The following is a 25,303-nucleotide window of genomic DNA, read 5'->3' as shown; positions in this document are numbered from 1 at the left end:
CGTCAGCTCGCCTTTCGTGCGCGGTGCCGTCGTACGGCGTCGCGGTTGGAGCATCGCGTGGAACAGTAGCGCTGCCTGCCGGTGCGCGACGTGTCGACATAGACGTTGTCGCACTCGGAGAGCGCGCAGCGGTCGAGTCGGTGCATGCCGCGGCCGGACAGGTGCAGGGCTGTTCCGACGCTCGCCAATGCGCACAGCACGGCTCCGAGCGGAATGTCGTCGGGCCGGTAGTGCATGTGCCACACGCCGTCGTGGTCGGACATCCGCGGATGTGCCGTCGTCTCGGCGAGCAGTCGATTCACGAGGGTCGCCCGCTCCTGCTCGTCCGCGGTGTCGACGATCTCGCACCAGCGGTCGATGAGCTCGAGCGTGGTCGCGAGGTCCGCCTCGTCGATCGGCATGTCGACGGCGACTCCGGCGGTGCGACATCGGCCGACGAGGTCGCCGACCGACCGCGGCCTCGCGTTCGCGAAATCTGCCATCAGCTCGACGGCATCCTGTCCGTAAGGGTTGAGCCACATAAGGCCATTACAGCAGGCTCGAGGTATGAACGTCCACGAGACCCATACCTGGCAGCCGAGATCGCAGCACTCCACGAGCGAGGGGCTGATCGTCTACGAACAGTGCACGTGCGGCCGTTGGCGGGTGACGCTCGCCGAAGGGGAGCACGAGCTCGTACGTACGTCGCCGGTCGCGCGGGCCGCGTAGGGTCGAGTGCATGGCAGACCCGATGCACGACCCGCTCCGACTGCCCGCCGACCTACCCGTACCCGAAGACGACGGCGCCGCTGACCAGCTGTCGGGCACCACCATGCCCGCGCTGGTACTGAAGGCGACGAGCGGCGAGGCGGTGGCGCTCGACGGCCTGGGTCCAGGGCGCACGGTGTTGTATCTCTATCCGATGACCGGGCGTCCCGGTGTGGACCTGCCGGACGGCTGGAACGAGATCCCGGGCGCACGCGGATGCACGCCCGAGGCGTGTGGGTTCCGCGACCACCATCGTGAGCTGCTCGGCGCCGGTGCCGCTCGGGTGTACGGAATGTCGAGCCAGCCCACCGCGTACCAGCGCGAGGTCATGGAGCGCCTGCACCTACCGTTCGCGATGCTGTCGGACCCCGAGTTCGCGCTGGCCGACGGGCTGCGCCTGCCGACGTTCGAAGCGGGCGGCGCGCGGCTGTACAAGCGGCTCACCATGATCGTGCGCGACGGAACCATCGAGCACGTTTTCTACCCGGTCTTCCCGCCGGACGGCCATGCCCGGCAGGTGCTCGACTGGCTCGTCGAACACCCGCGCTGACGGGTCACGGGTCGGGACGCTCGACCATCCGGGCCAGTTTCTCGGGCGCCAGCGCGCAGTAGCTCTCGGTCAGTAGTTCCGCCAACTGATCCCAGTCGTCGAACTCGTCGAGCGCGGCGCCACCGACGTCGCGGCCCCATCGCACCGCGAAGTACGGACTCCCCGCATGTTCGAGTGCCGCGAGCTCCTCACCCGTCACCCGGAACGTCACGACACAGGCGGGCCCGTCGGTACCCGCCGCGCGTGCGTACGCCTGTGGGCGGCCTTCCTCGATGACCAGGGCGTGTGCGAATGTCCGCCCGCGTACCCGCCACCGCACGCCAACCCAGGCAGGTTCCTCGTACGCATCGGGCAGCGCGCGGCAGATGGCGCGAAGCCGCGCTATGGCCGGCTCGGGTACGTCAGTGCGCCCAACCATGCCAGCAGCGTACGACCCCCCGCTGACACCCGCGGGCGTGCGGAACTCAGGGGTACGTCGCGAGCGCGTCGATCATCAGATCCCAGAAGCGTTCTACGTCGACCGCGACGCCCGCGTATGCGTTGGCGGGTCGACCCGTGCGCTCGTACAGGTCGACGACCGTGGCTCCGCTGGTGAGATCACCTTTCGTCTCGATCGAGATCGGCGCGCGTACGCACCCGACCAGCCCGGGGTCGATCACGCGCGCTACCGCGACGGCATCATGGACAGGTGGCGCGGGCAGGCCCCAGATCCGCTCGTACGTCGCGGCGAAGAAGCCGAGCAGGTCGGCGATCGTGGTGGCGAGGTCAGTGCCGAGACGGCGGATGCGCGCGATGATCTCGTCGGTCGCCAGCGCCTGATGCGTGACGTTCAGCCCGATCATGGTGACGGGAATGCCGCTGTCGAGCACCTCCGCTGCCGCCTCCGGGTCGACGAACGCGTTGAACTCGGCGTACGGCGTGACGTTGCCCCGGGTCGTGCTGCCGCCCATCCAGACGATCTGCGCGATGCCGACCGCCGACTCGGGATGCTCGCGCAGCAGGTGGGCGACGTTGGTGAGCGGGCCGGTCGGTACGAGCGTGACGGGACGGTCCGCGGACGCGATCGTCTCGGCCATCAGGGTCGTCGCCGTCGTACTGCTCAGCGGCACCTCCGGCTCGGGCAGGTCGGCGCCGTCGAGGCCGGTCTTGCCATGGACGTCCTGGGCGACGACGAGGTCGCGGACGAGCGGTCGGTCGGCACCGGCGGCGATCGGGACGTCGGTGATGCCGGCGAGCGTGGCGACCCGCCGCGCGTTCTCGGTCACCTTCGGCAGCGTCTGGTTGCCCGCAACGGTCGTGATGGCCCGCAGGTCGAGGGTCGGGCTCGCGTACGCGAGCAGCAGGGCGAGCGCGTCGTCGTGGCCCGGGTCGCAGTCCAGGATGATCGGAGTCGGCATGGCATCATCATCGCGGTCATCCGGGTTCCTTGAACGGATCGCGCTCGGGTGGGTACGTGTGCTCCGAACCGGAGTGTGCTCAGGCGTCGTCGCGTGCGAGGTCGTCGCCGAGCGGCGTGCGGTAGTAGAGCACCGATCGTCCCGAGCGGCTCCGGCGTACCAACCCGGCGTCGAGCATGATCCGTAGGTGCCCGCCGACGGAGCCGAGCGTGTAACCCGTGAGCGCGACGAGCTGGCTGGTCGACTTCGGCGCCTCGAGTAGCGCGAGCACGCTCGCCCGCGCAGGGCCGATCAGCCTTCGAAGGGCGGTCGGCGTGGTGGCCGGCTCGGGGCTCGCCAGAACGCCGGAGCACGGATAGACGACCGCGTACCGGTGCGGCTCGTCCCAACCGACCCAGCTGTGCCGGGTGGCGGACGGGATGAACAGCAGTTCCGCGTCGGCGATCTCGCGCGGTGGGTTGTCGAGTGCGTTGATCCGCAGCCGCCCGTCGCCGAGCCAGCGCACGCCCGGGCCCAGGCCCTCGAGAGCCGCCGCCCAGCCGTGGGAGCTGAGCTGGTGGGTGCGCGCCACGATGTCCGACTCCAGGATCCACCGCCGACGCGTCCAGTCGGGTCGAACCATGTGCGTCCAAACCCATTCGAGGATGTCGGCGCAGCGGTTGGCCAGATCGGGTACGTCGAGCGGAGTGCCCTTCGCCTCGGCGCGCGAGGTGCCGAGGTCTGCGAGCGCGACGTCGCGCGGTGTCTCGCGTACGTGCCGCAGCTCGTCGTGGAAGGTGCGATCCGTGCGATAGGGCGGCGCCACAACGAAGTCGGCGTTCCAGCGTGGCCGAAACGCCGCGTCGAGGAAGGCCTGCGCGAACCCGTCTTCCGCGACGAACTCGCGGAACGCTCGCTGGTGGGCGTGCTGCCACTCCTCGAGCCCCGGCTGTTTGCGTCGCGAACGCAGGGCGAGGGTCGATGCAACGGTCTCGGCGAGTGGAGACACCGCGAACCGGCCGCGGGCGAGTGCCTCTGTGTCGATCTTCCAGTAGCCCATCGTTTCGCCTCCAGGCGAAACTCTACTCTCGCCCGGGCGCGCATTCGACACTGTCCACGTGACCTATCGCCAGTTGTTCGCGGTACGCGAGTTCCGCGTGTTCTTCCTCGCCGTGTGCGCGAACGTCGCCAGCGGGACATTAGCGGGACTCGCTCTCGCGACGCTCGTGTACGCGCGTACGGGCTCGCCGCTGCTGGCCGCGCTCAGTATGTTCGGCCCGGCCTTCGCGCAGTTGGCGGGCGCGCTCACGATGATGTCGATCGCCGACAGGTTGCCCCCGCGTACAGTCCTCGCCACCAGCTCGTTCGTACTCGCGGTCTCGATCGCGGCGCTTGCCCTGCCCGGGATGCCGATCGCCGTGATGCTCGCGATCATCCTGGCCGAAGGGCTGATCGGATCGGTCGCGGGCGGTACGCGCTGGGGCCTCCTCACCGAGATCCTGCCCGACGACGCTTACGTACTCGGGCGCTCCGTGCTCAACATGGCGGTCGGCGCGATGCAGATCGCCGGATTTGCCACGGGTGGCGTGCTGCTGGTCGTACTGTCGCCGCGGGCGGCGTTGCTCGTCGCTGCAGGGCTGGCGGGTGTTGGCGCCGTGGTCACCCGGTTCGGGCTGACCCGACGGCCGGCGAGGGCGGAGGGACGTCCTTCGATCCGGGAGACGTGGCGGGTGAACCGGCTGCTGTGGTCCGGATCGGGCGTACGCGTCACGTACGCCGCGCTGTGGCTACCGAACGGGCTCGTCGTGGGGTGCGAGGCGTTGTTCGTCCCGTACGCCCCGGAGGCGGCGGGAGCGTTGTTCATCGCGGGGGCTCTCGGCATGCTCTGCGGCGATGCAGTGACCGGTCGACTCGTGCCGCCGCACCTTCGGCGCTGGCTCGTGTCACCGGTGCAGGCGCTGCTCGCCCTGCCGTACCTCGCATTCGCGGTCGCGTTGCCCGTGTCTGTCGCGGCGGTGCTGGTGGCCGTCGCGTCGGTCGGGTTCGGTGCCGGGATCATGCTCCAGGAACGGCTCGTGGCTCTCGTACCCGAGCAGGTGCGCGGCCAGGCGCTCGGTCTGCACAGCGCCGGAATGCTCACCATGCAAGGCGTAGCGGCGACACTGTCCGGCACACTCGCGGAGCTGCTGGCACCCGGCGAGGCGATGGCGTGCATGGCGGGCGCGTCGCTGCTCGTCACCGCGCTGCTGTGGCGACCGTTGCGCCGTCCGCCCGCTCAGCGGGACGTTCGCGCGGCGACACGCCGGCATGTCGCACTCGAACGTCCCGCTCAGCGGGGAGGTGGGTCAGGCGAGGCGCCAGTCGACCGGGGCCGCGCCAGCCGCCTCGAGGGCGGCGTTCGCCCGACTGAACGGGCGTGAGCCGAAGAAGCCGCGCGATGCCGACAGGGGGCTCGGGTGTGGGCTCTTGATCACCGTCGTATCGCCGAGCATCGGCTCGAGGGTCTGCGCGTCACGGCCCCACAGCAGGGCGACCAGCGGAGCGTCGCGTTCGACGAGCGAGCGGATCGCCTGCTCGGTGACGGCCTCCCAGCCCTTGCCGCGGTGGCTCGCCGGCTTACCCGGTTGAACGGTCAGAACCCTGTTCAGCAACAGGACGCCCTGCTTCGTCCAGGGCGTGAGGTCACCGGACTCGGGCTCGGCGAGGCCCAGGTCCGTGCCCATCTCGGCGTAGATGTTCTTCAGGCTGGCCGGCACCGGGCGTACGTCGGGCGCCACCGAGAAGCACAGCCCGATCGGATGGCCCGGCGTCGGGTAAGGGTCTTGGCCGACGATCAGCACCTTCACGTCGGCCATCGGTTCCCGGAACGCGCGCAGGATGTTATCGCCGGCCGGGAGGTACGTCCGACCCGCGCCGATCTCGTCGCGCAGGAACGCACCCACCTGGGTGATCGTCGGTTCGACCGGTGCGAGCGCCTCGGCCCAGTCGGGCGCGACCAGCTCGCTCAATGGCTTCGCGGACACGGGCGCCAGCGTAGCGGCGCGGCGGCCGCGCCCGACGGGCAGTGGGATGTTTACCATGTAAACATGGTAAACATTCGCCTTGCATGGTGGATTCACCGCGCAAAGCGGACCTTTACCATGTTTACATGGTAAACATCCAAGGGCGACGGAGCCACGCCGGGGCGGCTGCGCGTCAGGCGCCGTCCAGCGCCCGCAGCATCCGCTTCAGCGCGACCTGGCGGTACGACGCCTCGGCGAGCTCGGCGACCTCGGTCCAGTCGGGTGGCGTTGCGACGAGATCCAGTGCGAGCCAGCCCGAGGGGCCGAAGTACGGAGGCGCGTAGAAGCGGGGGTCCTGCACCAGCGCCGCACGTTCGCCCGGCTCCGGCTTGAACACCAGCGAGTGGTCGTGTTCGTCGTCGGTGGAGTAGACGGTGAAGATCTTCTTGCCCGCGCGGAACGTCGGGCGCCCCCATGCCTCGACCTCACGACACTCGGGAAAGTCGCGGCAGACCGAACGCACCTTCGCCAGCAGCGGGTCGTCGTCCTCGTACATCCGCGGATGTGCCATGAGATCGCACCCTACTCGGCGCGACCGACAGGCTCAGCGCAGTCGCGCCCGCAGCGCCGCGCCCGCCTCGGGCCAGTCGTCGTCGGTCATCGCGTACTGAGCGGTGTCGCGCCAGGAGCCGTCCTTGCGCGGCTTGTGTTTGCGGAGGATGCCTTCGAACGTCGCGCCGAGACGTTCGATCGCGGCCCGAGACTGTGCGTTCAGTGCATCGGTGTGCCACACGACGCGTACGGCGCCGAGGGTGTCGAACGCGCGCTCCAGCAGCAGCAGCTTCGACTCGGTGTTGACGCCGGTGCGCTGGAACCGTCTCCCGAGCCAGGTGTAGCCGATCGCGACCGTACGCAAGGTGGCGTCGATGTCGTAGTACGACGTGCTGCCGGCGACCTCGCCCGACGCAGTGTCGATCTGCGTCCACACGGCTCGAGTGCCCCTGTCGGCGGCCTCGATCGAGTCGGCCACGTGGCGCTCGGCGTCGCCGAGGTCACGCGGGCGGTGATTGCTGAGCCAGGTGAACACGGCGTCGTCATCGGCCGCGGTGAAGAGGCCGGCCGCATGCTCTGGTCGCACTCGCGTCAGGCGTACGCGCGAGCCGTCGAGGTCCGGCGCCTCGTGCCATGGGGTCGGGTCCGTCGTCACGTTCGTGACCCTAGTGCCCTGTGTACGAAATGATTGGACGTCTTTCGCCGCCCACGCGGCGCCCCGCGGCGTCCTCGTCGTCGGAAATAGTCCCCCGGCGCTAGAGCGCCGGGAGGTGCCCCCACAAGCTATGACCTTCCTCCTCGGCCTTGCGGATGCATCCACCTGGACGACGTTTTCCGTCAAACCACTTCGTACACAGGACCCTAGCCGACACCCGGCTGACACGGTGCGTGCACGGGCGACAGCGAATCGACAGCGAACTGTGACCGCCACCCTGCACGCTCTGGTCACCCGGCGACAACGGTCGCCGCAATGACTCGGAGGAGACCCGTGAGCAAGACGAGAACAGTTCGCAACGCATTGGCCGGTACGGCGGTGTCCGTGCTGGCCGTCGGATTGGTCGCCGCGCCCGCCCAGGCGGACCACGGCCACGACAACCCGTGCAAGCCGAGCCGCGTGCACTGCAAGTTCAAGGCGAAGAGCAACCTCAGCGCGGTCCCCAGCGACCAGGGTGGACGCAACGCAAGGACGCGGATCACGGGATTCCGCGGCGGAGGCAAGTACGCCGCGGACTTCCAGGCGTACGACGAGGTCCTGTACCTGCGTGACGACAACGCCGACAGCCACAAGGCGCTGGTGAAGGTCAGGTACTACGGGCCGGGCGGTCCGTACAAGTACCGCTACAAGACCGGCTCGAGCCGTGCGATCCAGCTCGGCAGCGACAACGACCTGACCGAGAACAAGCGGATCAAGATCAAGCTGTGCATCGACCACCACGGCTGCACGAAGTGGGCGAAGGCCTACACCTGATCGTCCGCGCTGATCTTGGGCCCGTGGCGGGCCTCAACGACCCCCCTCCGTCCGCCACGGGCCCAAGCATGTCCTTCACCAGGTCCCACGCATGCCGTCCAGCAGATAGCCTTCGGCGTCGTGTCGATCTTGCCGTCCGCGATCCGCACGGTGGGGGAGCTGGGGCCGCTGCCCGCACAGAGCCTCACGGGGGGCTACTGTCCGGGATGCGGCGGCCTCCGTGCGCTGCGCACACGTTGGATCGGTGACCACTCGAGGCCACCTGCCTTAGCCTGCTGAGGACCTCTCGCGACCGGCCGCCTGCCAGGGCGGCCGGTCGCGGTATGCGGTCAGGACGAGACCGCGACCACGGCGAGCAGGACGTACACGCCGCCGGTTGCGCGGTTGACGCGGCCCTGCAACCGCGGGGACTGCCCGATCCGCCCGCCGATGCCGCCGGAGACCAGGGCGTATGTGCCGTCGCAGAGCCCGGCGAGCACGACGAAGCACAACCCGAGCGCCAGCATCTGGGTCGGTGCGGGACCGCGCGACTCGTCCACGAACTGCGGCAGGAACGCGATGAAGAAGATGCACGTCTTGGGGTTCAGCAGGTCGACGAGAACCCCGTCGCGAAAGAGTCGCCCCCGCGAGGAGGTCCTGACCCCACGGTCCGTTTCGGTGTCGGGGGACGTCAGGCGGAACTGCCGGACCGCGAGGTAGACCAGGTATGCGGCGCCGGTCCACTTGATGGTCGAGAACGCAACGGACGATGCCGCGAGCAACGACGCCAGACCCGTTGCGGCCGCGACCGCGTGCAGGAGAGCTCCGGTCTCGAGCCCGAGCATCGCCATCAGCCCGGCGCCGCGTCCCTGCTCGATGCTGCGGGTCATCACGTAGACCACGGACGGGCCGGGTACGACCAGGAGTGCGAACGTCGACGCGGCGAATACCAGCAGCGTCTGTGTCGTCGGTAGCATCGGGCCCCCATTCCTCGCGGATTGCGAGGAACGTTATGTACAGTCGCTGCCACGCCGCTGTCGTCGCGCTGTCACCGATCGGCCGCGGCCGAAAGTCACGTCCGACCGGGAGTGTCACGTGCTCGAGATCAGGCTGGTCGGCACCGTCGAGGCACTGCTCGACGGGCAGCCGGTCGAGCTGCCCGGACGACGGGTCCGAGCGTTGCTCGCCGTGTTGGCCCTCACTCCGGGGGAGACCGTCTCGGTCGAAAGCCTCGGGACCGCGATCTGGGGCGAGGATCCGCCCGAGCGCGTACGCGGCAGCCTGCAGACGTACGTCGCGCGGATGCGGCGGGTGCTCGGCGGCGAACGGGTCGCGACCCGTCGTGACGGGTACGCGTTGCTCGTCCCTCGCGATGCCGTGGATCTGCTCGCGCTGTGGGACGGCGCCCAGGGCGCGCGCCGCGAGGCCGACTCGGCGGACGAGTGCGCGGCGCTGGCGGCGGTACTGGCGCGGTGGCACGACGAGCCGTTCGGCGAGGCGCCGTCGGAGTGGCTCGACCGGAACGAGCGCCCACAGTGGGAGGAGCGTCGCCTGCAGGTGTTCGAGCGGTGGGTCGACCTGTCGTTCGAGGCGGGCAACCATCGTTCGTGTCTCGAGGAGCTGAACCAGGAGGTCGAGCGACACCCGCTGCGTGAACCGCTCTGGGTCAGGCTGCTCGGGGCCCTCGATCGGATGGGGCGCACTGCCGAGGCGCTCGAAGCGCTATGAGGGCGTGCGCAAGCGGCTCGCCGAGGAATTGGGCGTCGACCCGTCGCCGGACCTGCGCGGGGTCTACGCGACGCTGCTCGAGCGGGCCGACGAGCACGCGAATCTCGATGAACAGCGTGTGCCGGCGGTCGTACCGCACCAGCTGCCGGCTCGCATCAGGGGCTTCGTCGGGCGGGACGACCAGCTCAGTGACATGGATCGGGTGCTGACCCGGTCATCGGGCCAGCCCGACGGCGCCGTCCTGGCACTGCATGGTCCGGCAGGCGCTGGCAAGACCACCCTCGCCGTCCACTGGGCTCATCACGTCAGGGACGAGTTTCCCGACGGTGAGCTGTTCCTCGACCTGCGGGGCTATGGCCCCGGTGATCCGATGAGCACGGAACAGTCCTTGGCCGCCTTGCTCCGCGGTCTCGGGGTTCCGGGGGAGCGTATCGCCGACGATGTCGACGACCGGCGCGCGATGCTGCGATCGGAGACGCACGGCCGACGCATGCTGGTCGTGCTCGACAACGCGCGAGACGCCGAGCAGGTTCGCCCGTTGCTGCCCGGCGCGGACGCGTTCGTCCTCGTGACGAGCCGTACGCAGCTGCGCGGACTCGCCGTGCGCGAGGCCGCGGACCGGGTCCGCGTCGACCCGATGTCTCCGGCCGAGTCGATCGCCTTGCTTCAACGTCGGACCGGCGGCGACGTCGGCGAGGCCGCGCTGCGCGAGCTCGCCGAGCTTTGTGGTCACCTGCCGGTCGCGTTGGCGGTCGCCGCCGAACGCATCGGCCGGGTTGATCACGATCCACATCCGGTCGAGGCCTTCATCGCCGAGCTCGGCGACCACCGGAGCCGGCTGGGTGCTCTCGACAGCGGCGACGACGACCCGCTCACCAATGTGCGTGCCGTACTCGACTGGTCGTACCGCTCCCTCGATGACGACTCGGCGCGGACGTTTCGCCTGTTGGGACTGTATTCGGCGCCGTTGATCTCGACCGGTGCAGTCGCCGCGCTGATCGGGGTGGAGCCGGCGAGGACGAACCGGCCGATCGATCGGTTGACGGATCGTCACTTGCTGACGCCGATCCGCGACGGGCACTACGTGATGCACGATCTCGTACGCGCGTTCGCGGCTCAGGTCGCCGACGAGGAGCCGGAGCCCGATCGGGTGGCCGCAACACGGCGACTCCGCAACTGGTTCGCCCACTCGACCGCACGGGCGAGGCTTGCGTGGGCGCCGCGCATCGCCGGGGTGCACCTACCAGATCTCGAGCCCGGGGTCGCCCCGGAGAACTTCGACTCCCCGAAGGCCGGGTTCGCGTGGCTGGAGACGAACGCCGCCTACGTGCTCAGGCTCGTCGCAGCGTGTATCGAGGACGAGGATGCAACGGGTCACCAGCTTGCGCCGCTGTTGTTCTCGTACCTCCAGAGCAGCGGAATGGCGACGGACTCGTTGGAGCTGTTCCGGCGCGCGGAGGAGTCCGCCAGGCGGCTCGGAGACGCCGTGGGGCAGGCCGCGTGTGCGAACAGCGTGGCCGGCTGCCACTTCGAGCGCAACGAGATGGATGAAGCCATTGGCGCGGTCGAGCGAGCGCGTGACCTCTACGCGGCTGCGGGTGACGTCGACGGTGGGCTTCGCGCGCAGAGCAACCTCGCGGTCGCGCTCTACACACTCGATCGGGTCGACGAGGCGATTGCTGCGTTCGAGCGCGCGATCGACGACGCGCGTGAGCTGGGGGCACGGGGGCGGCTGGGTTGGAATCTGTTCAACGCCTCGGACGTCTACCTGTCGGCCGGCAGGGTCGATGACGCAATCCACGCTGCGGAGGAGTCGGTCGACGTGCTCGGGGAGGCTGACTCCGATGCGCGCGCACTTGCCGTCGACAACCTCGGCGACGTGCAGGCCGCAACCGGACGATTGGCCGACGCGGTCGAAACGATGCGCACGGCGATCGAGGCGTATCGCGCTTTGTACATGCGTAAGGACGAGGCGAGTGCATTGCGCAAGCTCGGCATCTTCCACCGTGACCTCGGCGAGCGAGACGCGGCGCGTGACTGCTGGAGCGAGGCGTTGCAGGTACTCAGCACGATCGGTGTCGCGGAGACCCGAGAGGTCGGTCGAGAGGAGCTGACGCTCCTGATCGAGAGCCTGGACGTACCCGTCAGCGACGCGTGAGACGGTCGAGATACGCGACGAGCAGCGCCTCGCGAAGCGCCGGGGGAGCGGCGTCGAGCAGTGCGTTCACCGGTGCCATCCGCTCGGGCATGCCGACCGTGCCGTCGCCGCCGAGCCCGGCGATCTGCAGCAGTCCGTCGAACGCCGCATCGTCGAGTGTCGCGGGGTCGATCGCCTGCGCCGCCTCGACCAGCTCGGAGGCCACTTCGATCGGGCCGGAGGCGACGGCCGCGTCGACGGCTTTGCCGAGCGCCGTCAGGAACTGCGGTACGTGCGGCGCCGTCGCTGCGCTGAGCGACAGATGCAGCGACGGGCGCATACCGCGGAAGCTCAGCTGAGGCTGCACGTACCAGCCCTGGTCGAGCATCTCGTCGGCGATCGTGAACACGTCGCAGGCGTCGTCGGTCTCGACCGCGAGCAGCGTCGAGTCGGGCGCCGCGATCAGCGACAGGTGCTCGATCGTCGCGATTCCCGCGATCAGCTCGTCGACACCGGAGCGTGCATCGCGGGCCAGCTGCGCGTACCCGTCGGACCCGATGTGCTGTACGACCGCCCACGCGGCCGCCAGCGGCCCGCCCGACTTCGTCGACTGCGTTGTGCTGTTGAGCATCGTGTAGCCGGGCCAGTCGGCGCTGGCGAAGAACTGCGGTCGCCTGAGCTCCGGGTCGCGATGCAGCAGCAGCGAGACGCCCTTCGGGGTGTACGCGTACTTGTGCAGGTCCACGGAGATGCTGGTGACGCCGCCGACGGCGAACGTCCACGGTCCGGCAGGGGGCTCGTCGAGGTACGGAAGCACCCACCCCCCGATGCACGCGTCGACGTGGCAGCGTACGCCCGCAGCCTTCGCCGCCTGCGCGATCGGGCGTACGGGATCGACGACGCCGTGTGCGTACGACGGAGCCGATGCCACGACGAGCACGGTGTCGGAGTCGATCGCGGCAGCCATCGCGTCGGCGTCGGCGCGCATCGTCGAGGGGTCGACGTCGACCATGTGGCGCTCGACGCCGAAGTAGTGGCACGCCTTGTGGAAGGCCGCGTGTGCGCTGGTCGCCATGACGACGTTGGGCTTCCGTACATCGGTGCGCGCATCACGCGCCGCCTGCACGGCAAGCAGGATCGACTCCGTGCCGCCCGAGGTGACCGTGCCGACCGCAGTGTCAGGGGCGTCGAGGAGGCCGGCGGCCAGGTCGATCAGCTCGTTCTCCATCGCGAGCAGGCTCGGGAACGCCGTCGGGTCGAGCCCGTTGCTCGATGCGTACATCGACAGCGCCTCGCGTCCGATCGCGTCGGCGTCGCGCAGGCCGGAGTCGTACACGTACGCGAGCGTGCGCCCGCCGTGAGTGGGCACATCGCCGGCGCGCATTGCCTGCAGGCGTTCGAGGATCGTCATGATGCTCCCTCTTCGGTCGGTGACTGCCGGGCTGCCGCGCGCACCTCGGCCGCACCCAGACGATATCGGCGCAGGGCCAACAGGCTGAGCAGCACCAGGGCGGCGGGCACGACCGAGAACCCGGCGGCGATCGCGATCTCCGCACTGTGCGGTTGATCCGCGTCTCCGCCCGTCGACGAGACGTACCCGCCGACGGCGAGTACGAGCGCGTACAACCCGGGGCCGAGCGCGAGGCCGAGCGTCTCGCCGGCGGTCCAGACACCGGTGAACACGCCGATGCGATTCTGACCGGTACGCGCCGCGTCGATCGCAGCGACGTCGGGCAGCATCGCCATCGGGAAGACCTGTGCACCTGCGTACCCGACTCCGGCAACCGCAGTGGCCACGTACACGATGATCGCCGGCCCGGACAGAGAGGCGACGAGGCCGAGCGCGCCGGCGGCCAGCAGCACCGAGGCACTCGTGTACCCACGCCGCTTGCCGTACCGGTCGGCGAACCGCGACCACGCGCCCGAGACCAACAGCGCGGGTGCCACGAAACAGGCGAACAACACGCTCGACTGCCCGCGTGAGTCGAGCAGGTAGCGCGCGACGTAGTCGACCGCGGCGAGCATCGCGCCGGTGGCAAGGGCCTGCAGTACGAAGGTCGTGAGCAGGTGCCGGAACTCCGGTGCCCGCGCGACGACGGCGAGTTGGGTACGAAGCCCGTCGCCGCCCGCCTCGGTGGGGATCGACGGTGCGGAGCGGGTGCCGAAGTACGCCCCAAGTACGCCGATGAGAAGCAGCGCTGCGACGTACAAGCCCATCACGCGGTAGCCGGTGTGTCCGCCGATCGCGTCACGTACGGCCGGGGCGGTGGCACCCGATACGAGGATCGCGAGCGCGAGCACCGCGACTCGCCAGGTCATCAGCCGGGTGCGCTCGTCGTAGTCGTCGGTCATCTCGGCAGGCATCGCGACGTACGGCACCTGGAAGAACGCGTACGCGCTCGCGCAGCCGAGGAAGGCGACGACCACCCAGGCGGCTGCGAGCGCGGTGGGTTCGCCAGGTCCGGCGAACAGCAGCGCGAAACACACGGCGAGCGCGATGCCGCCGCGGAGCAGGAACGGACGGCGCCGGCCGCGGCGAGACGTCGAACGGTCGCTGATCCGGCCGGCGATCGGGTTGAGCACGACGTCCCACGCCTTCGGCACGAAGACGATGAACCCCGCTGCGAGTGCGGCGATGCCGAGCGTGTCGGTCAGGTACGGGAGCAGCAGCAGCCCGGGCACCGTTCCGAACGTCCCCGTGGCAACGCTGCCCAGCGCGTACGAACGGCGTACGCGTGGGGTCAGGGTCACGAGGCGGGTCCGTCGGCCAGGGCTCGCGACGAGGCCGAGGAGTGCCGGCGTTTCGGGTTGGTGCCGATGTCCGGCCGGGGTCCGTTCGGTGCGGTCGGCGTCGTGTTGGCGTTCGTGGCGGTGGCCGCCCGCGCACCGTCGGCGCGGCCGTGCTCGGCGCGGCTGTGCTCGTCCAGGCTGTGCTCGTCCAGGAAGGCGTCCAGGGTCCGCCAGGTCGTACGCCGCGCTGCGCGGCCCGTGAGCAGACCGAGGTGGCCGCCGGGCACGACCTCGAACCGGGCCGGTTTCGCCTTCGGCACCAGGGCCATCAGCGCGCGTACCGATGGAACGGGAGCGATGCCGTCGCTGCTGCCCGCGAACACCAACAGGGGAGTGGCGAGCGTCGCGATGTCGACGGTACGGTCGCCGACCTGCAGCCGACCGTGTGCAAGCGAGTTGTCGCGCACGAACCGGTGATACAGCTGGCCGAACGACCGCCCGGGGTAGGCGATCATGTTCTCGGTGAACCGGTCGACCGCCTCGATCTGGGCGAGGAACTCTCGATCGTCGAGGTGCCGCGCGATCGCGAGGGGCTTGGTGATCATCTTGTCGAAGCTGTAGTACTGGAACACCCGCTTGACGATGGGCTTCGGTGCTCCGCCGAGGATCCGGTACGCGAGGCTCAGCGGCACGCCGTCGGCGACGTTGAGCAGCGGTCGCAACGGCGCGATGAGCGGCACCTGCTCGACGTCGAACGGGCTGCCCAGCACGGTCATCGACGCGATCGGCAGATCATGCTGGTCGGCCGCGGTGAGCACGGCGAAGATGCCGCCGAGGCTCCAACCGACCACGTGTACGGGCCGGTCGCCGGCATGCTCCGACGCCGCGCGGATCGCCTGCGGGATCACCTCGTCGACCCAGTGCTCGACGCCGAGCCGACGGTTGGAGAACGACACTGCGCCGTACTCGACCAGGTAGGTCGGCCGACCGCTGCCGACGAGATGCTCGACGAGGGAGCAGCCGCGCCGCAGGTCGAAGCACATCGAAGGTGCGGCCAGCGGCGTCACCAGCAGCACCGGCTCGCCTCGACGCTGGACGCCCGCGTGTGGCCGGTAGTGGTAGACCTCGCGTAGCTCGCCGTCGTCGATCAACGTACGCGGCATCGGGCGCAGGTCGGCGTGGTGGCCGTACAGCGCCTTGTGCGCGACGTTGGTGGCACCGTCGACGATCTGGTGCGGACGCGGGATCCAGGCCATGTGCGAAGCATATTGCGCGTCCCTGCCCGGCTGGGTGCAGGCGCTACAGCGCGGGGGCCGCCGTCAGACCGGCCGTGGGTGCTTGTCGTGGTGCGTCTCGCTGCCGGCGAGGCGGTCGAGGAACGACTTCGCCCAACGGTCGATGTCGTGCTCGCTCACGTACTTGCGCATCGAGCGCATCCGCCGAGACTTCTCCCGGTCGGGGGACTCCATTGCCTGCAGCAGCGTCGCCTTCATGCCGTTGATGTCGTACGGGTTGACCCGGTACGCCTGCTTGAGCTCGTCGGCGGCGCCCGCGAACTCGCTGAGCACCAACGCCCCCTGGTCGTCGTAGCGGCAGGCGACGTACTCCTTCGCGACCAGGTTCATGCCGTCGCGCAGGGGCGTGACCACCATGATGTCGGCCGCACGGTACAGCGCGGCCATCTCCGCCTTGGGGTACGACGAGTGCAGGTACGTGATGGGTACCCGCCCGATGCGGCCGACGTCGCCGTTGATCCGGCCGACGAGGCGATCGATGTCGTCGCGGAGAACCTTGTACTGGTCGACGCGCTCGCGCGACGGAGTCGCGACCTGGACGAAGACCGCGTCATCGAGGTCGATGCTGCCCTCGGCGAGGAGCTCCCCGAACGCCCGCAGCCGTTGACGAAGACCCTTGGTGTAGTCGAGGCGGTCGATGCCGAGCAGTACGTGCTTCGGCGCGCCGAGCTCCTCGCGGATCTCGTCGGCGCGCTGCTCGGTCGCGGGATCGCGGGCGAGCTTCTCGAACGACTCGGCGTCGATCGAGATCGGGAACGAGCCGGCGGTGACCAGCCGGCCGTCGGGCAGATAGACGGTGTCGCGGTGCGTCTTGTGGCCGACCCGCTGGCGTACGAGCCGGACGAAGTTCTGCGAGGCCCCCTGGTGCTGGAAGCCGACCAGGTCGGCGCCGAGGAGCCCCTCCAGGATCTGGCGGCGCCACGGCATCTGCTGGAACAGCTCGGTCGGGGGGAACGGGATGTGCAGGAAGAACCCGATGCGCAGATCGGGGCGCATCTCGCGCAGCATCGCGGGAACCAGCTGCAACTGGTAGTCCTGCACCCACACCACGCCGCCGCGCTCGGCGACGTCGGCGGCGCGCTGCGCGAAGCGCCGGTTGACGCGGACGTACGCCTCCCACCACTCGCGGTGGAACTCCGGTGGCGCCACGACGTCGTGGTAGAGCGGCCACAAGGTGCCGTTGGAGAAGCCCTCGTAGTACTCCTCGACCTCCGAGTGGGTCAGCGGGACGGGGACGAGCTCGAGCCCGTCGTCGACGAAGGGCTCTAGCTCCTCGGCGGGGGCGCCGTGCCAGCCGATCCAGGCGCCCTCGTTGCGCTGCAGCACGGGTTTGAGTGCCGAGACGAGGCCGCCCGGCGACGTGCGCCACGCGGTACGACCTCCGGGCAGCGTGACCCGGTCGACCGGCAGGCGGTTGGCGACGACGACGAATGCGGCGGTGGGGGGATTGCTCAAGGCGTCCTCCTCGGGTCCTCGGGGCGAGCCTATCCCGCGGGCGATCGCCCGTTCGGTCGTCGGGCGAGGTCAGGCGGTGTGCTCCAGCATCCGAAGGACGTCCGCCGCGTGGATCGGGTCTGGGAGGCGTTTGGTCATCCGGTCTCGAGCCAGCCGTTGCAGCAGCTCGTTCGCGGGAGTCGGCACATCGTGGACACGGCCGAGCTGTACGATCTCGCCGTTCAGGTAGTCGGTCTCGATGTCACCGGTCTGTCGCTGCACGCTCTGCCACGACGACCCGCCCTCGCGCGCTTTCCCGTGGATATCGCCGATGCGAAGGACGCCCGACCGGCGCGCCCGATCCTCGTCGGCGGTTGCGACGGCGTGCCCGGCCGCGGCGAGCACGGCCTCCCCTTCGGCGCGCACGACGTCGTCGAGCCGGCCACCGCGCTCGTCGTGACCGCAGATCACCTCGATCGCATTGCCGAGGTTGCTCAACAGCTTGCGGTACTTCCAGCGGGCGATGTCGTCGACCGCGTACGAGTCGAACGCGGCCGATCGGAAGTCTTCGGCGACCGTCTCCGCGGTCGCGTCGACACCTCCCGGATGGCGTCCGAGATCGAGCATGCCGGTCACCGGGCTCGACCAAGCCTGAACGACACCAGGCACGAGATGGGTGGCCGGCAACGCGACGCATACCGCGTAGACGTTTGCGAACAGGCGCAGTGCCGCCCGCTCGTTCGCGACACCGTTCTGCAGGCACACGACCGGAGTACGCGCAGAGGCAGCGACGGCGAGCGATTCGAGTGCCGCGTCCGTCTGCTGGCTCTTGACCGCCAGGAGCACGGCATGGTCGTCGGTCCAGTCGACCTCCGCCGGGTCGCCGACGGCGCGCACGTCGACCTTCTCCGTACCGGTGGGTGACTCGATCCGGAGGCCGGACTCTCGCATTGCGGCGAGATGCGGGCCGCGAGCGATGAGCGTGACATCGTGACCAGCCTGCGCGAGACGCCCTCCGACCACGCCGCCGATCGCTCCTGCGCCGAGCACCACGTACTTCATGGCGCCAGCATGCCAGCGGCCACCGGACGATCGGGATCAGAGGCCCGATGGAACCGAGCGTGGGTTGAGCCGTGCGAAGCCCTCCTGCCGTTCGTACGGGAAGTATGGGTACGGTGCGACGGTCGCGCTGGCGGCATCGAGGATGGCGATCTGGTCCGGCGTGAGCTCCCATCCGACCGCGCCGAGGTTCTGCCGCAGCTGCTCCTCGTTACGGGCGCCGATGATCACCGACGACACCGTCGGCCGTCGGAGCAGCCAGTTGATCGCCACCTGGGGAACCGACCTGCCGGTGTCCGCGGCCACCTTGTCGAGCGCGTCGACCACGTCGTACAACCGCTCGTCGTCGACCGGCGGACCGAAGTCGGCGGTCGCGTGCAGGCGGCTGCGCTCGGGGAGCGGCTGCCCGCGGCGTACCTTGCCGGTCAACCGGCCCCACCCGAGGGGGCTCCACACGATCGCGCCGATGCCCTGGTCGAGACCCAGCGGCATCAACTCCCACTCGTAGTCGCGTCCGATCAGCGAGTAGTACACCTGGTGCGCGACGTACCGCGGCCAGCCGTGCGCGTCGGCGGTGGCGAGAGACTTCATCAGCTGCCAGCCGGAGAAGTTCGACACGCCGACGTACCGCAGCTTTCCCGAACGCACCAGGTCGTCGAGCGCCTGGAGAATCTCCGGGATCGGTGTTGCCGCGTCGTACGCGTGTAGTTGGAACAGGTCGATGTGGTCTGTACGCAAACGGCGCAACGAGTCGTCGACGGCACGGATCAACCGCGAGCGAGAAGTGCCCGCATCGCCGGGTCCGTCACCCATCGGCAGGCCGGTCTTGGTCGAGACGAGGACCTCGTCGCGGCGGCCACGCAGCGCCGCGCCGAGCACCTCCTCGGACGCGCCGTCGGAGTAGACGTCGGCGGTATCGAACATCGTCACACCCGCGTCGAGGTTGATGTCGATCAGTCGTTTCGCCTCGGTGACGTCGGTCGTGCCCCAGTTGCCAAACAGGGGGCCACGCCCGCCGAACGTTCCTGCGCCGAACGAAAGCGCGGGCACCATCAGCCCTGACGCGCCGAGTCTGCGGTATTCCATGAGAGCTCCTTAACGGGATGACCATACCGTTAAGACCGTAGCAGGATCGCGGGCTTAACGGTATGGTCATCCCGTTATGAGTTCTCTGACGCGTCCCGGCGGACGCACTGCGCGCGTACGTGACGCGGTCCTCCGCGCGACCGGCGACCTGCTCGCCGAGAGCGGATTCGCCGCGCTCGACCTGGCCGAGGTCGCACGGCACGCGGGGGTCGGGCGCACCACGGTCTATCGCCGCTGGGGCACGCCGACGGGTCTGATCGCCGATGTGCTGGTCGCGATGGCAGACGAGTCGGTTCCTCGTGCGCGTACCGGCTCAATCGCGGACGACCTGCGGGCCAATGCCCGGCTCGTGCGGTCCACGCTGGCCGACGTACGCCAGGGGCGACTGTTCAAGGCGGTCGTTGTTGCGGGTGCGTGTGACGACCGGGCCGCGGACGCGCTGCACGGGTTCTATGCGGCGCGTATCGACGAATGGGCGCCCTGCGTCGACGAAGCGATCGGGCGCGGACAACTTCCCGACGGTACCGACGCGCGACAGGTCATCGCGGCCGTCTCGGCGCCGCTGTACTACGCGCTGCTGCAGAGCGGGCAACCGCTGACCGAGGCGCTCGCCGACCAGGCTGCCGGCGCGGCACTGGCCGCTGCTCAGGCCGGCGCCTTTGCCGCACGCTGATGGTCGCGCGGCTCGCTGTGGGCTGCGCCGAACATTCGCGATCCCGGGGGCGTGGTTCCCGCCGAGGTACGGTGTCCTGCCAATCAGAGACGCTGTATTGGCGGGAGTTCGTACCTCGGCGGCCGGTCGGTGATGAGGGCGGCGATGCCGTCGAGTGCGCGGTCGATCACGAAGTCGGTGTCGTCCTCGTACGGGTCGTTGGCGACCACGCGGGCCATCGTCTCGTGCTTGCCGTCGGCCATCGCCCTCTCGATGTAGGGCATCTGCGTCGCCCACCAGTCGTCGTCGCTGATGCCCGTACGATCGGCGGCCTCTTTGTACTCGACGACCCACTGGCTCGCGCCCCGGGCGAGCGAGTCGAGCATCGCGACCGTCCATGCCATCTCGTGGTCGGTCAGGCCGATGCCGTCCATGCAGCGCAGCGCGTCGTCGTACGTGCGGATCGACTCCGGTCCCATCAGCGGTCGGGCCTGCGAGACCTGCAGCAGCCACCGATGGTCGCGGTAATGCGCGATCAGGTTCTGAGTCACGACCCGCAGCCGCGAGCGCCAGTCGTCGCCGAGGGGGTACGGGTCGGGGATGCCGCGCTGCACGGCGTCGAGCATCAGGTCGACCAGCTCCGACTTTCCCGGTACGTAGCGATACAGCCCCATCGCGCCGATGCCCAGGTCGCTTGCGATGCGGCGCATCGACACCGCGGGGAGGCCCTCGGCGTCGGCGACGCCGATCGCCACGTCGACGATCCGCTCGACGGACAGGCCGGGGCGTGGTCCTCTGCTCGGCGCGGCCGTCGTGCCCCACATCAGGTCGAGGGTGCGTTGTAGATCGCCGCTGCCGGAATATTCGGTGGTCATTTGCGCTCATCCTAAAACTGAGTACGCTGTACGTAGTTCTTCGATACAGTGTACGCAGTTTCTACCACGATTACCGGGCGAGCGAAGGAGATCGTGTGACACAGCTGGCGATCGATGCGGCGGGACTCCGCAAGGTCTACGGGCGAAAGAAGGAGCAGTTGGCCGCACTCGACGGATTCGATCTGCGGGCCGCGCCGGGGACGGTCTGCGGATTGCTCGGTCCGAACGGCGCGGGCAAGACGACGGCGGTGCGGGTGCTCACGACGCTCGCCCGTCTCGACGAGGGGTACGCGAGCGTGGCCGGCCACGACGTGGCCTCCGCCCCCGATGAGGTACGCAAGAGCATCGGCCTGGTCGGGCAGAACGCCGCCGTCGACGAGGTGCTCAATGCCAGGCAGAACCTCGTCATGTTCGGCCGACTGTTCCATCTCGACGCGCGGGCGGCCGCGCGTAGGGCCGATGAGCTGCTCGAGCAGTTCGACCTGACCGACACCGGTGACCGGTCGGTGAAGAAGTTCTCCGGCGGTATGCGTCGCCGGCTCGACCTGGCGGCGAGCCTCGTGCTGCGACCCGACGTGCTCTTCCTCGACGAGCCGACGACCGGTCTCGATCCGCGGGGTCGCAACGAGGTGTGGGCGGCCGTACGCATGCTGGTCGAGAGGGGGACGACCGTGCTGTTGACCACCCAGTACCTCGACGAGGCAGACCAGCTGGCCGATCGCATCGCCGTCATGCAGGCGGGCCGGGTGATCGTCGAGGGCACCGCGACCGAGTTGAAGGCGACGGCCGGTGGCGATCACCTCGAGGTCGTCGTCCGCGACCAGGCCGCACTCGACGATGCCCGCACCGTCGTGGCCGAGGCGATCGGGGTCGACGCATCCGTGCGTGCCGAGACCAGCACCGTCTCTGCGCCGGTCGCCGACCGCGTACGTGCCCTGGAGGCCGCGCTCGGGCGGCTCGACGCTAGCGGCATCGCCATCGACGACATCGGCGTACGCCGACCGACGCTCGACGACGTGTTCCTGACGGTCACGGGGCACCGCGTACCCGCGGCGGAAGCCGGATCGGACGACGAGGAGGTGGCCGCGTGAGCATTCTGACCGACACCGTCGGCGACAGCTGGACGCTGACGAAACGCGCGCTGATCCACTGGCAGCGCGAGCCGATGACGCCGGTCGCGGGCATCCTGTTCTCGTTCATGTTCATGCTGCTGTTCGGGTTCTTGTTCGGTGGCGCGATGCAGGTGCCCGGTGGCGGCGACTATCTCGACTTCGTTGTGCCGGGCATCCTCGGCATGTCGATGATGTTCGGTCTCGAGGCGACGATGCTGAACGTCGTGCAGGACAAGTCGGCGGGGCTGGCCGACCGGTTCCGCGCGATGCCGATGTCACGCTCGGCGGTCGTCGGCGGTCGGGCGGTTGCCGACGTCCTCGACTCGGGGCTCAATCTCGTTGCCCTGGTGGGTTGTGGGCTGCTCATCGGTTGGAGGTTCGACGCGTCGCCCGCAGAGTTCGCGGCCGCATTGGGATTGCTGGTGCTGTTGCGGATGTCGATGATCTGGGTCGGGATCTTCCTCGGCGTGATGATCGACTCGCCCGACGCAACTGCGCTCGTGCAGATCCTGGTGTTCCCACTGGGGTTCGTCTCGAGCGTGTTCGTACCGACCGCGACGATGCCGGACTGGCTGGCGCCGATCGCCGACTGGAATCCGTTGTCGGCGACCGTCGCTGCCGTACGCGAGCTGCTGGCGAGCCCTGGCACGGGCGGCGATGCGTGGCCGGTCGAGCACGCCACCCTGCTGGCCGTCGGGTGGCCGATCGTGATCACCTTCGTCTTCGGTGTGCTCGCCGTACGCGGGTACCAGAGACTGGGTAGGTGAGCTTGACCGATCTAGAGGTGTGTTTCGCGCCAGGCGACCCGGCTCGCGAGGGCCGGGTCGTGTTCTGGGGTACGAACGGCAACGAGCTGACCAGCGAGGCGCGCGTCCTCGTTCCGGGCGATGATGGCGTCGAGCATCGCGACGTGCGAGCCCACCGGAGCCGGGTCGAGGACGCGGTGCCGGCCCTGCTGCTCGCCTATCGCGACGCGGCGGCGACGCCGAGCGCGGCCTGGTGGGGGGCGGCGACCGCGCTCGCACTCGACCTGGTCGGGCGCGGCAGGATCCTGTCGCGGTTGGCGTCCGGTGACGTTGACGAGTGGCGCGCCGGGCCGCTGGACGCCGAGGACCTCGGCCGGATCGACGAGCTGGTCGCGTCGATGCCCGCCACAGCACGGGCCCTGCGCGACGAGGGAGCGGACGACCGAGCGCGGTTCGCTGGACTGAGCGACGGGTCGCGGCTCCCCGATGCGCAGCGGTTGCTTCGCGCGTACCTCGACGCCTGTGCAGACGTTCTGCCGCGACTGGGCGATCACGCGGACCCGTCGGCGCCGTACGCGACGCCGTCGGTCGTCGCGCGGCCCGAGCTGCGCGAATGGGCAGACGAACTCGCCGGTGGGCTGCGAATCGTGCTGCGCGTCGAGCACGATGTGGATGCTGGTGACGACAGCGGTGACCTCGCGGCCGCGCTCGCGTTCTATGCGCCCGACGAGCCCGCACGGGTCCTCGACGCCGACCGGCTCTGGTCGGGTGCGCACGACTTCGGCCCTCGTGCACAGGTCGATGCCGCGCTCGCGATCCGACGGGCGGCACGGGTGTGGCCGCCGTTGGAACGCCTGCTCGACCGCGCGGTGCCCGACCGGATCCAGCTGAGCGATGACGAGACGGGTGATCTGGTCGGTGTCGCGGGCGAGCGGCTGCGCGACGTCGGAGTCGAGGTTCGGTGGCCGCGGTCGCTGGTGACCGACGTTCGCGTGCGTGCGCACATCGGCAGTGCCGGCCTGCCCGGGCCGTCGGCGCTCGGCGGTGACCGGGTCTTCGACTTCCGCTGGCAGGTCGCCGTCGGTGACCGCGAGCTGAGCAAGGCCGAGCTCGACCGTCTCGCCGAGTCGACGCGTCCCGTCGTACGTCTGCGCGACCAGTGGGTGGTGATCTCCGGCGACGTCGCCGCGCGTGCGCGGGAGCGTTCGCGTACGCCGCTCTCCGGTGTCGAGGCGATCAGTGCGGCCCTGAGCGGTCGGGTCGACTCCGACCGTGGCCGAACCGCCGAGGTCGCGCCCGCGCCTGCACTCGCGGAGCTCCGCGACCGGATCGCCGCGCGCGAGGACGGCGATGAGCCGCTCGGGCAGCCCGTGAAGCTGCAGGCGACCCTGCGCGACTACCAGCTCCGCGGCGTCCGATGGCTCGACCGGATGACGTCACTCGGGCTCGGGTGCTGCCTCGCCGACGACATGGGACTCGGAAAGACGATCACGCTCATCGCGTTGCATCTCGTGCGCCACGAGCGCGATCCGCGTACCGGTCCGACTCTGGTCGTGTGCCCGGCGAGCCTGATGGGCAACTGGGAGCGCGAGGTCGAGCGGTTCGCGCCCGGGACGCCCGTGCGGCGGTTCCACGGTCAGGGCCGGTCGGTCGACGACGTACGCGACGGATTCGTGCTCACGACGTACGGCACGATGCGCCGGGATGCGGAACGCCTCGGATCCGTTGCGTGGGGGCTGGTCGTCGCCGACGAGGCGCAGCACGTCAAGAACCACCGGTCGAGCACCGCCCGCGAGCTGCGCCGGATCGGTGCGGACGCGCGCGTCGCCTTGACGGGTACGCCGGTCGAGAACAACCTGGCGGAGCTGTGGGCGATCCTCGACTGGGCGGTGCCGGGACTGCTCGGGACGCCGGCTCAGTTCGCGCGACAGTACGCGGGCCCGATCGAGTCGGAGCGTGACGCGGTCGTCGCCGAACGCCTCAAGCGTTTGGTGGGACCGTTCATGCTGCGACGACACAAGACCGACCCCGGGATAGCGCCGGAGCTGCCTCGAAAGACCGAGACCGACCAGTTCGTATCGCTGACCGACGAGCAGATCGGATTGTACGAGGCGGCCGTGCGCGAAGGCATGAGCGAGGTGACGGCCGGCGGTGCTGCGATCGAGCGTAGGGGCAGGATCTTCGCGATGCTCACCGCGCTCAAGCAGATCTGCAACCACCCGGCGCAGTACCTGCGCGAGGACGAGCCGCGGCTGCCCGGCCGCTCCGGAAAGCTCGAGCTGCTCGACGAGCTGCTCGACGTGATCCTCAGCGAGGACGGCGCGGCCCTGGTGTTCACGCAGTACGTCGCGATGGCGCGACTGCTGCGGCGGCATCTTGTCGCGCGTGGCGTCGACGTGTACCTGCTCGACGGCAGCACGCCGGTCGCCCGGCGACAGGAGATGGTCGACGGGTTCCAGGCCGGTGAGGTGTCGGTGTTCCTGCTGTCGCTCAAGGCCGCAGGCACCGGCCTCAACCTGACCCGTGCCGATCACGTTGTGCACTACGACCGCTGGTGGAATCCCGCGGTCGAGGACCAGGCGACCGACCGTGCGTACCGGATCGGGCAGACCCGCCCGGTGCAGGTACATCGGATGGTCGTCGAGGGGACGATCGAGGACCGCATCGCGGCGATGCTCGGCGGCAAGCGTCAGCTGGCCGCCGCGGTGCTCGAAGTCGGGCGAGGCGTCGCTGTCGGAGCTGAGCGACGGTGAGCTGGAGGAGCTGGTGAGCCTG

At 69.6% G+C, this 25,303-nt stretch carries 25 protein-coding genes; 10 read left to right on the top strand and 15 right to left on the bottom strand.

All coding sequences use genetic code 11. The annotated features are described in order from the left end of the window. Positions 1-2: 2 nt before the first annotated feature. Entirely contained in the window at positions 3-521 is a 519-nt protein-coding gene (locus tag L0C25_RS07060) for a CGNR zinc finger domain-containing protein (RefSeq protein ID WP_271635745.1), read from the bottom strand. Positions 522-546: 25 nt separating this feature from the next. On the opposite strand from L0C25_RS07060, the gene L0C25_RS07055 reads away from it, so the two are divergent. Together L0C25_RS07055 and L0C25_RS07050 are read left to right on the top strand one after the other, a co-directional pair. Continuing rightward, positions 547-708: a hypothetical protein gene (locus L0C25_RS07055; protein WP_271635744.1), complete on the top strand. Its 162-nt coding sequence runs from the start codon at positions 547-549 to the stop codon at positions 706-708. A 10-nt stretch (positions 709-718) separates the two neighbouring features. Further along, positions 719-1,297, top strand: a complete 579-nt coding sequence (locus L0C25_RS07050) for a peroxiredoxin (RefSeq protein ID WP_271635743.1) — start codon at positions 719-721, stop codon at positions 1,295-1,297. Positions 1,298-1,301: 4 nt separating this feature from the next. On the opposite strand, the gene L0C25_RS07045 is transcribed toward L0C25_RS07050, so the two are convergent. From L0C25_RS07045 to L0C25_RS07035, 3 genes are all read right to left on the bottom strand, one after another. Further along, the gene (locus L0C25_RS07045; RefSeq protein WP_271635742.1) at positions 1,302-1,715 is read right to left on the bottom strand and encodes an MmcQ/YjbR family DNA-binding protein; all 414 of its coding nucleotides are present in this window, start codon (positions 1,713-1,715) and stop codon (positions 1,302-1,304) included. Between the two features lie 46 nt (positions 1,716-1,761). After that, entirely contained in the window at positions 1,762-2,694 is a 933-nt protein-coding gene (locus L0C25_RS07040; RefSeq protein WP_271635741.1) for a nucleoside hydrolase, read from the bottom strand. 79 nt (positions 2,695-2,773) lie between these two features. Next, positions 2,774-3,733 carry an ArsR/SmtB family transcription factor gene (locus L0C25_RS07035; protein ID WP_271635740.1) on the bottom strand — a complete coding sequence of 320 codons (960 nt, stop codon included), beginning with the start codon at positions 3,731-3,733 and terminating at the stop codon, positions 2,774-2,776. 58 nt (positions 3,734-3,791) lie between these two features. On the opposite strand from L0C25_RS07035, the gene L0C25_RS07030 reads away from it, so the two are divergent. Next, positions 3,792-5,093 carry an MFS transporter gene (locus L0C25_RS07030; protein WP_271635739.1) on the top strand — a complete coding sequence of 434 codons (1,302 nt, stop codon included), beginning with the start codon at positions 3,792-3,794 and terminating at the stop codon, positions 5,091-5,093. On the opposite strand, the gene L0C25_RS07025 is transcribed toward L0C25_RS07030, so the two are convergent. The 3 genes from L0C25_RS07025 to L0C25_RS07015 form a co-directional block, all read right to left on the bottom strand. After that, a complete protein-coding gene (locus tag L0C25_RS07025) occupies positions 5,019-5,753 on the bottom strand; it encodes a uracil-DNA glycosylase (RefSeq protein WP_271635737.1) in 735 nt (244 codons plus the stop codon). The genes L0C25_RS07030 and L0C25_RS07025 overlap by 75 nt on opposite strands. Before the next feature lie 115 nt (positions 5,754-5,868). Continuing rightward, a complete protein-coding gene (locus tag L0C25_RS07020) occupies positions 5,869-6,246 on the bottom strand; it encodes an MmcQ/YjbR family DNA-binding protein (RefSeq protein ID WP_271635736.1) in 378 nt (125 codons plus the stop codon). A 33-nt stretch (positions 6,247-6,279) separates the two neighbouring features. Beyond that, positions 6,280-6,882, bottom strand: coding sequence for a GNAT family N-acetyltransferase (locus L0C25_RS07015; protein ID WP_271635735.1), 603 nt, complete (start codon positions 6,880-6,882; stop codon positions 6,280-6,282). 333 nt (positions 6,883-7,215) lie between these two features. Between L0C25_RS07015 and L0C25_RS07010 the strand changes: the two genes are divergently transcribed. Then, positions 7,216-7,695, top strand: a complete 480-nt coding sequence (locus tag L0C25_RS07010) for a hypothetical protein (RefSeq protein ID WP_271635734.1) — start codon at positions 7,216-7,218, stop codon at positions 7,693-7,695. Between the two features lie 329 nt (positions 7,696-8,024). Here L0C25_RS07010 and L0C25_RS07005 read toward each other — a convergent pair whose 3' ends face one another. Continuing rightward, the gene (locus L0C25_RS07005) at positions 8,025-8,651 is read right to left on the bottom strand and encodes a LysE family translocator (RefSeq protein ID WP_271635733.1); all 627 of its coding nucleotides are present in this window, start codon (positions 8,649-8,651) and stop codon (positions 8,025-8,027) included. A 118-nt stretch (positions 8,652-8,769) separates the two neighbouring features. Here L0C25_RS07005 and L0C25_RS07000 point away from each other — a divergent pair, with 118 nt between their 5' ends. Continuing rightward, positions 8,770-9,402, top strand: coding sequence for an AfsR/SARP family transcriptional regulator (locus L0C25_RS07000; protein ID WP_271635732.1), 633 nt, complete (start codon positions 8,770-8,772; stop codon positions 9,400-9,402). 4 nt (positions 9,403-9,406) lie between these two features. Then, complete coding sequence (locus L0C25_RS06995) at positions 9,407-11,560, top strand: tetratricopeptide repeat protein (protein ID WP_271635731.1); 2,154 nt, start codon at positions 9,407-9,409, stop codon at positions 11,558-11,560. Here L0C25_RS06995 and L0C25_RS06990 read toward each other — a convergent pair. The 6 genes from L0C25_RS06990 to L0C25_RS06965 all read right to left on the bottom strand — a co-directional run bounded on the left by L0C25_RS06990 (position 11,547) and on the right by L0C25_RS06965 (position 19,143). Next, a complete protein-coding gene (locus tag L0C25_RS06990) occupies positions 11,547-12,950 on the bottom strand; it encodes a pyridoxal phosphate-dependent decarboxylase family protein (RefSeq protein ID WP_271635730.1) in 1,404 nt (467 codons plus the stop codon). The genes L0C25_RS06995 and L0C25_RS06990 overlap by 14 nt on opposite strands. Beyond that, positions 12,947-14,290: an MFS transporter gene (locus L0C25_RS06985; RefSeq protein ID WP_271635729.1), complete on the bottom strand. Its 1,344-nt coding sequence runs from the start codon at positions 14,288-14,290 to the stop codon at positions 12,947-12,949. The genes L0C25_RS06990 and L0C25_RS06985 overlap by 4 nt, the downstream gene beginning before the upstream one ends. Beyond that, positions 14,287-15,525 carry an alpha/beta fold hydrolase gene (locus L0C25_RS06980; RefSeq protein WP_271635728.1) on the bottom strand — a complete coding sequence of 413 codons (1,239 nt, stop codon included), beginning with the start codon at positions 15,523-15,525 and terminating at the stop codon, positions 14,287-14,289. The genes L0C25_RS06985 and L0C25_RS06980 overlap by 4 nt, the downstream gene beginning before the upstream one ends. Positions 15,526-15,588: 63 nt before the next feature. After that, a complete protein-coding gene (locus L0C25_RS06975; protein WP_271635727.1) occupies positions 15,589-17,019 on the bottom strand; it encodes an alpha,alpha-trehalose-phosphate synthase (UDP-forming) in 1,431 nt (476 codons plus the stop codon). A gap of 69 nt (positions 17,020-17,088) precedes the next feature. Beyond that, positions 17,089-18,060: a ketopantoate reductase family protein gene (locus L0C25_RS06970; RefSeq protein WP_271635726.1), complete on the bottom strand. Its 972-nt coding sequence runs from the start codon at positions 18,058-18,060 to the stop codon at positions 17,089-17,091. 36 nt (positions 18,061-18,096) lie between these two features. Continuing rightward, positions 18,097-19,143 (bottom strand): aldo/keto reductase, encoded by a 1,047-nt coding sequence (locus L0C25_RS06965; protein ID WP_271635725.1) that lies wholly within the window; start codon positions 19,141-19,143, stop codon positions 18,097-18,099. A gap of 76 nt (positions 19,144-19,219) precedes the next feature. On the opposite strand from L0C25_RS06965, the gene L0C25_RS06960 reads away from it, so the two are divergent. Continuing rightward, entirely contained in the window at positions 19,220-19,816 is a 597-nt protein-coding gene (locus tag L0C25_RS06960; protein ID WP_271635724.1) for a TetR/AcrR family transcriptional regulator, read from the top strand. Between the two features lie 83 nt (positions 19,817-19,899). Here the strand turns inward: L0C25_RS06960 and L0C25_RS06955 are convergent, their stop codons facing one another. Continuing rightward, entirely contained in the window at positions 19,900-20,670 is a 771-nt protein-coding gene (locus tag L0C25_RS06955; protein WP_271635723.1) for a TetR/AcrR family transcriptional regulator, read from the bottom strand. A gap of 95 nt (positions 20,671-20,765) precedes the next feature. Here L0C25_RS06955 and L0C25_RS06950 point away from each other — a divergent pair, with 95 nt between their 5' ends. The 3 genes from L0C25_RS06950 to L0C25_RS06940 are packed head-to-tail and all read left to right on the top strand — an operon-like array spanning position 20,766 to position 25,281. Then, the gene (locus L0C25_RS06950) at positions 20,766-21,761 is read left to right on the top strand and encodes an ATP-binding cassette domain-containing protein (RefSeq protein WP_271635722.1); all 996 of its coding nucleotides are present in this window, start codon (positions 20,766-20,768) and stop codon (positions 21,759-21,761) included. Further along, positions 21,758-22,549 carry an ABC transporter permease gene (locus L0C25_RS06945; RefSeq protein ID WP_271635721.1) on the top strand — a complete coding sequence of 264 codons (792 nt, stop codon included), beginning with the start codon at positions 21,758-21,760 and terminating at the stop codon, positions 22,547-22,549. The genes L0C25_RS06950 and L0C25_RS06945 overlap by 4 nt, the downstream gene beginning before the upstream one ends. Next, positions 22,546-25,281, top strand: a complete 2,736-nt coding sequence (locus L0C25_RS06940) for a DEAD/DEAH box helicase (protein ID WP_271635720.1) — start codon at positions 22,546-22,548, stop codon at positions 25,279-25,281. The genes L0C25_RS06945 and L0C25_RS06940 overlap by 4 nt, the downstream gene beginning before the upstream one ends. Positions 25,282-25,303: the final 22 nt, after the last annotated feature.

Origin of the sequence: Solicola gregarius, from assembly GCF_025790165.1 — a bacterium.
GTDB lineage: Bacteria > Actinomycetota > Actinomycetes > Propionibacteriales > Nocardioidaceae > Solicola > Solicola gregarius.
This window is presented reverse-complemented; position numbering and strand designations above follow the sequence as displayed.

Bases quoted from the DNA above. Each gene is read 5' to 3' on its own strand.
- L0C25_RS07060 (WP_271635745.1), bottom strand. From the start codon at position 521: ATGTGGCTCAACCCTTACGGACAGGATGCCGTCGAGCTGATGGCAGAT.
- L0C25_RS07055 (WP_271635744.1), top strand. From the start codon at position 547: ATGAACGTCCACGAGACCCATACCTGGCAGCCGAGATCGCAGCACTCC.
- L0C25_RS07050 (WP_271635743.1), top strand. From the start codon at position 719: ATGGCAGACCCGATGCACGACCCGCTCCGACTGCCCGCCGACCTACCC.
- L0C25_RS07045 (WP_271635742.1), bottom strand. From the start codon at position 1,715: ATGGTTGGGCGCACTGACGTACCCGAGCCGGCCATAGCGCGGCTTCGC.
- L0C25_RS07040 (WP_271635741.1), bottom strand. From the start codon at position 2,694: ATGCCGACTCCGATCATCCTGGACTGCGACCCGGGCCACGACGACGCG.
- L0C25_RS07035 (WP_271635740.1), bottom strand. From the start codon at position 3,733: ATGGGCTACTGGAAGATCGACACAGAGGCACTCGCCCGCGGCCGGTTC.
- L0C25_RS07025 (WP_271635737.1), bottom strand. From the start codon at position 5,753: ATGGTAAACATCCCACTGCCCGTCGGGCGCGGCCGCCGCGCCGCTACG.
- L0C25_RS07020 (WP_271635736.1), bottom strand. From the start codon at position 6,246: ATGGCACATCCGCGGATGTACGAGGACGACGACCCGCTGCTGGCGAAG.
- L0C25_RS07005 (WP_271635733.1), bottom strand. From the start codon at position 8,651: ATGCTACCGACGACACAGACGCTGCTGGTATTCGCCGCGTCGACGTTC.
- L0C25_RS06990 (WP_271635730.1), bottom strand. From the start codon at position 12,950: ATGACGATCCTCGAACGCCTGCAGGCAATGCGCGCCGGCGATGTGCCC.
- L0C25_RS06980 (WP_271635728.1), bottom strand. From the start codon at position 15,525: ATGGCCTGGATCCCGCGTCCGCACCAGATCGTCGACGGTGCCACCAAC.
- L0C25_RS06970 (WP_271635726.1), bottom strand. From the start codon at position 18,060: ATGAAGTACGTGGTGCTCGGCGCAGGAGCGATCGGCGGCGTGGTCGGA.
- L0C25_RS06965 (WP_271635725.1), bottom strand. From the start codon at position 19,143: ATGGAATACCGCAGACTCGGCGCGTCAGGGCTGATGGTGCCCGCGCTT.
- L0C25_RS06960 (WP_271635724.1), top strand. From the start codon at position 19,220: ATGAGTTCTCTGACGCGTCCCGGCGGACGCACTGCGCGCGTACGTGAC.
- L0C25_RS06955 (WP_271635723.1), bottom strand. From the start codon at position 20,670: ATGACCACCGAATATTCCGGCAGCGGCGATCTACAACGCACCCTCGAC.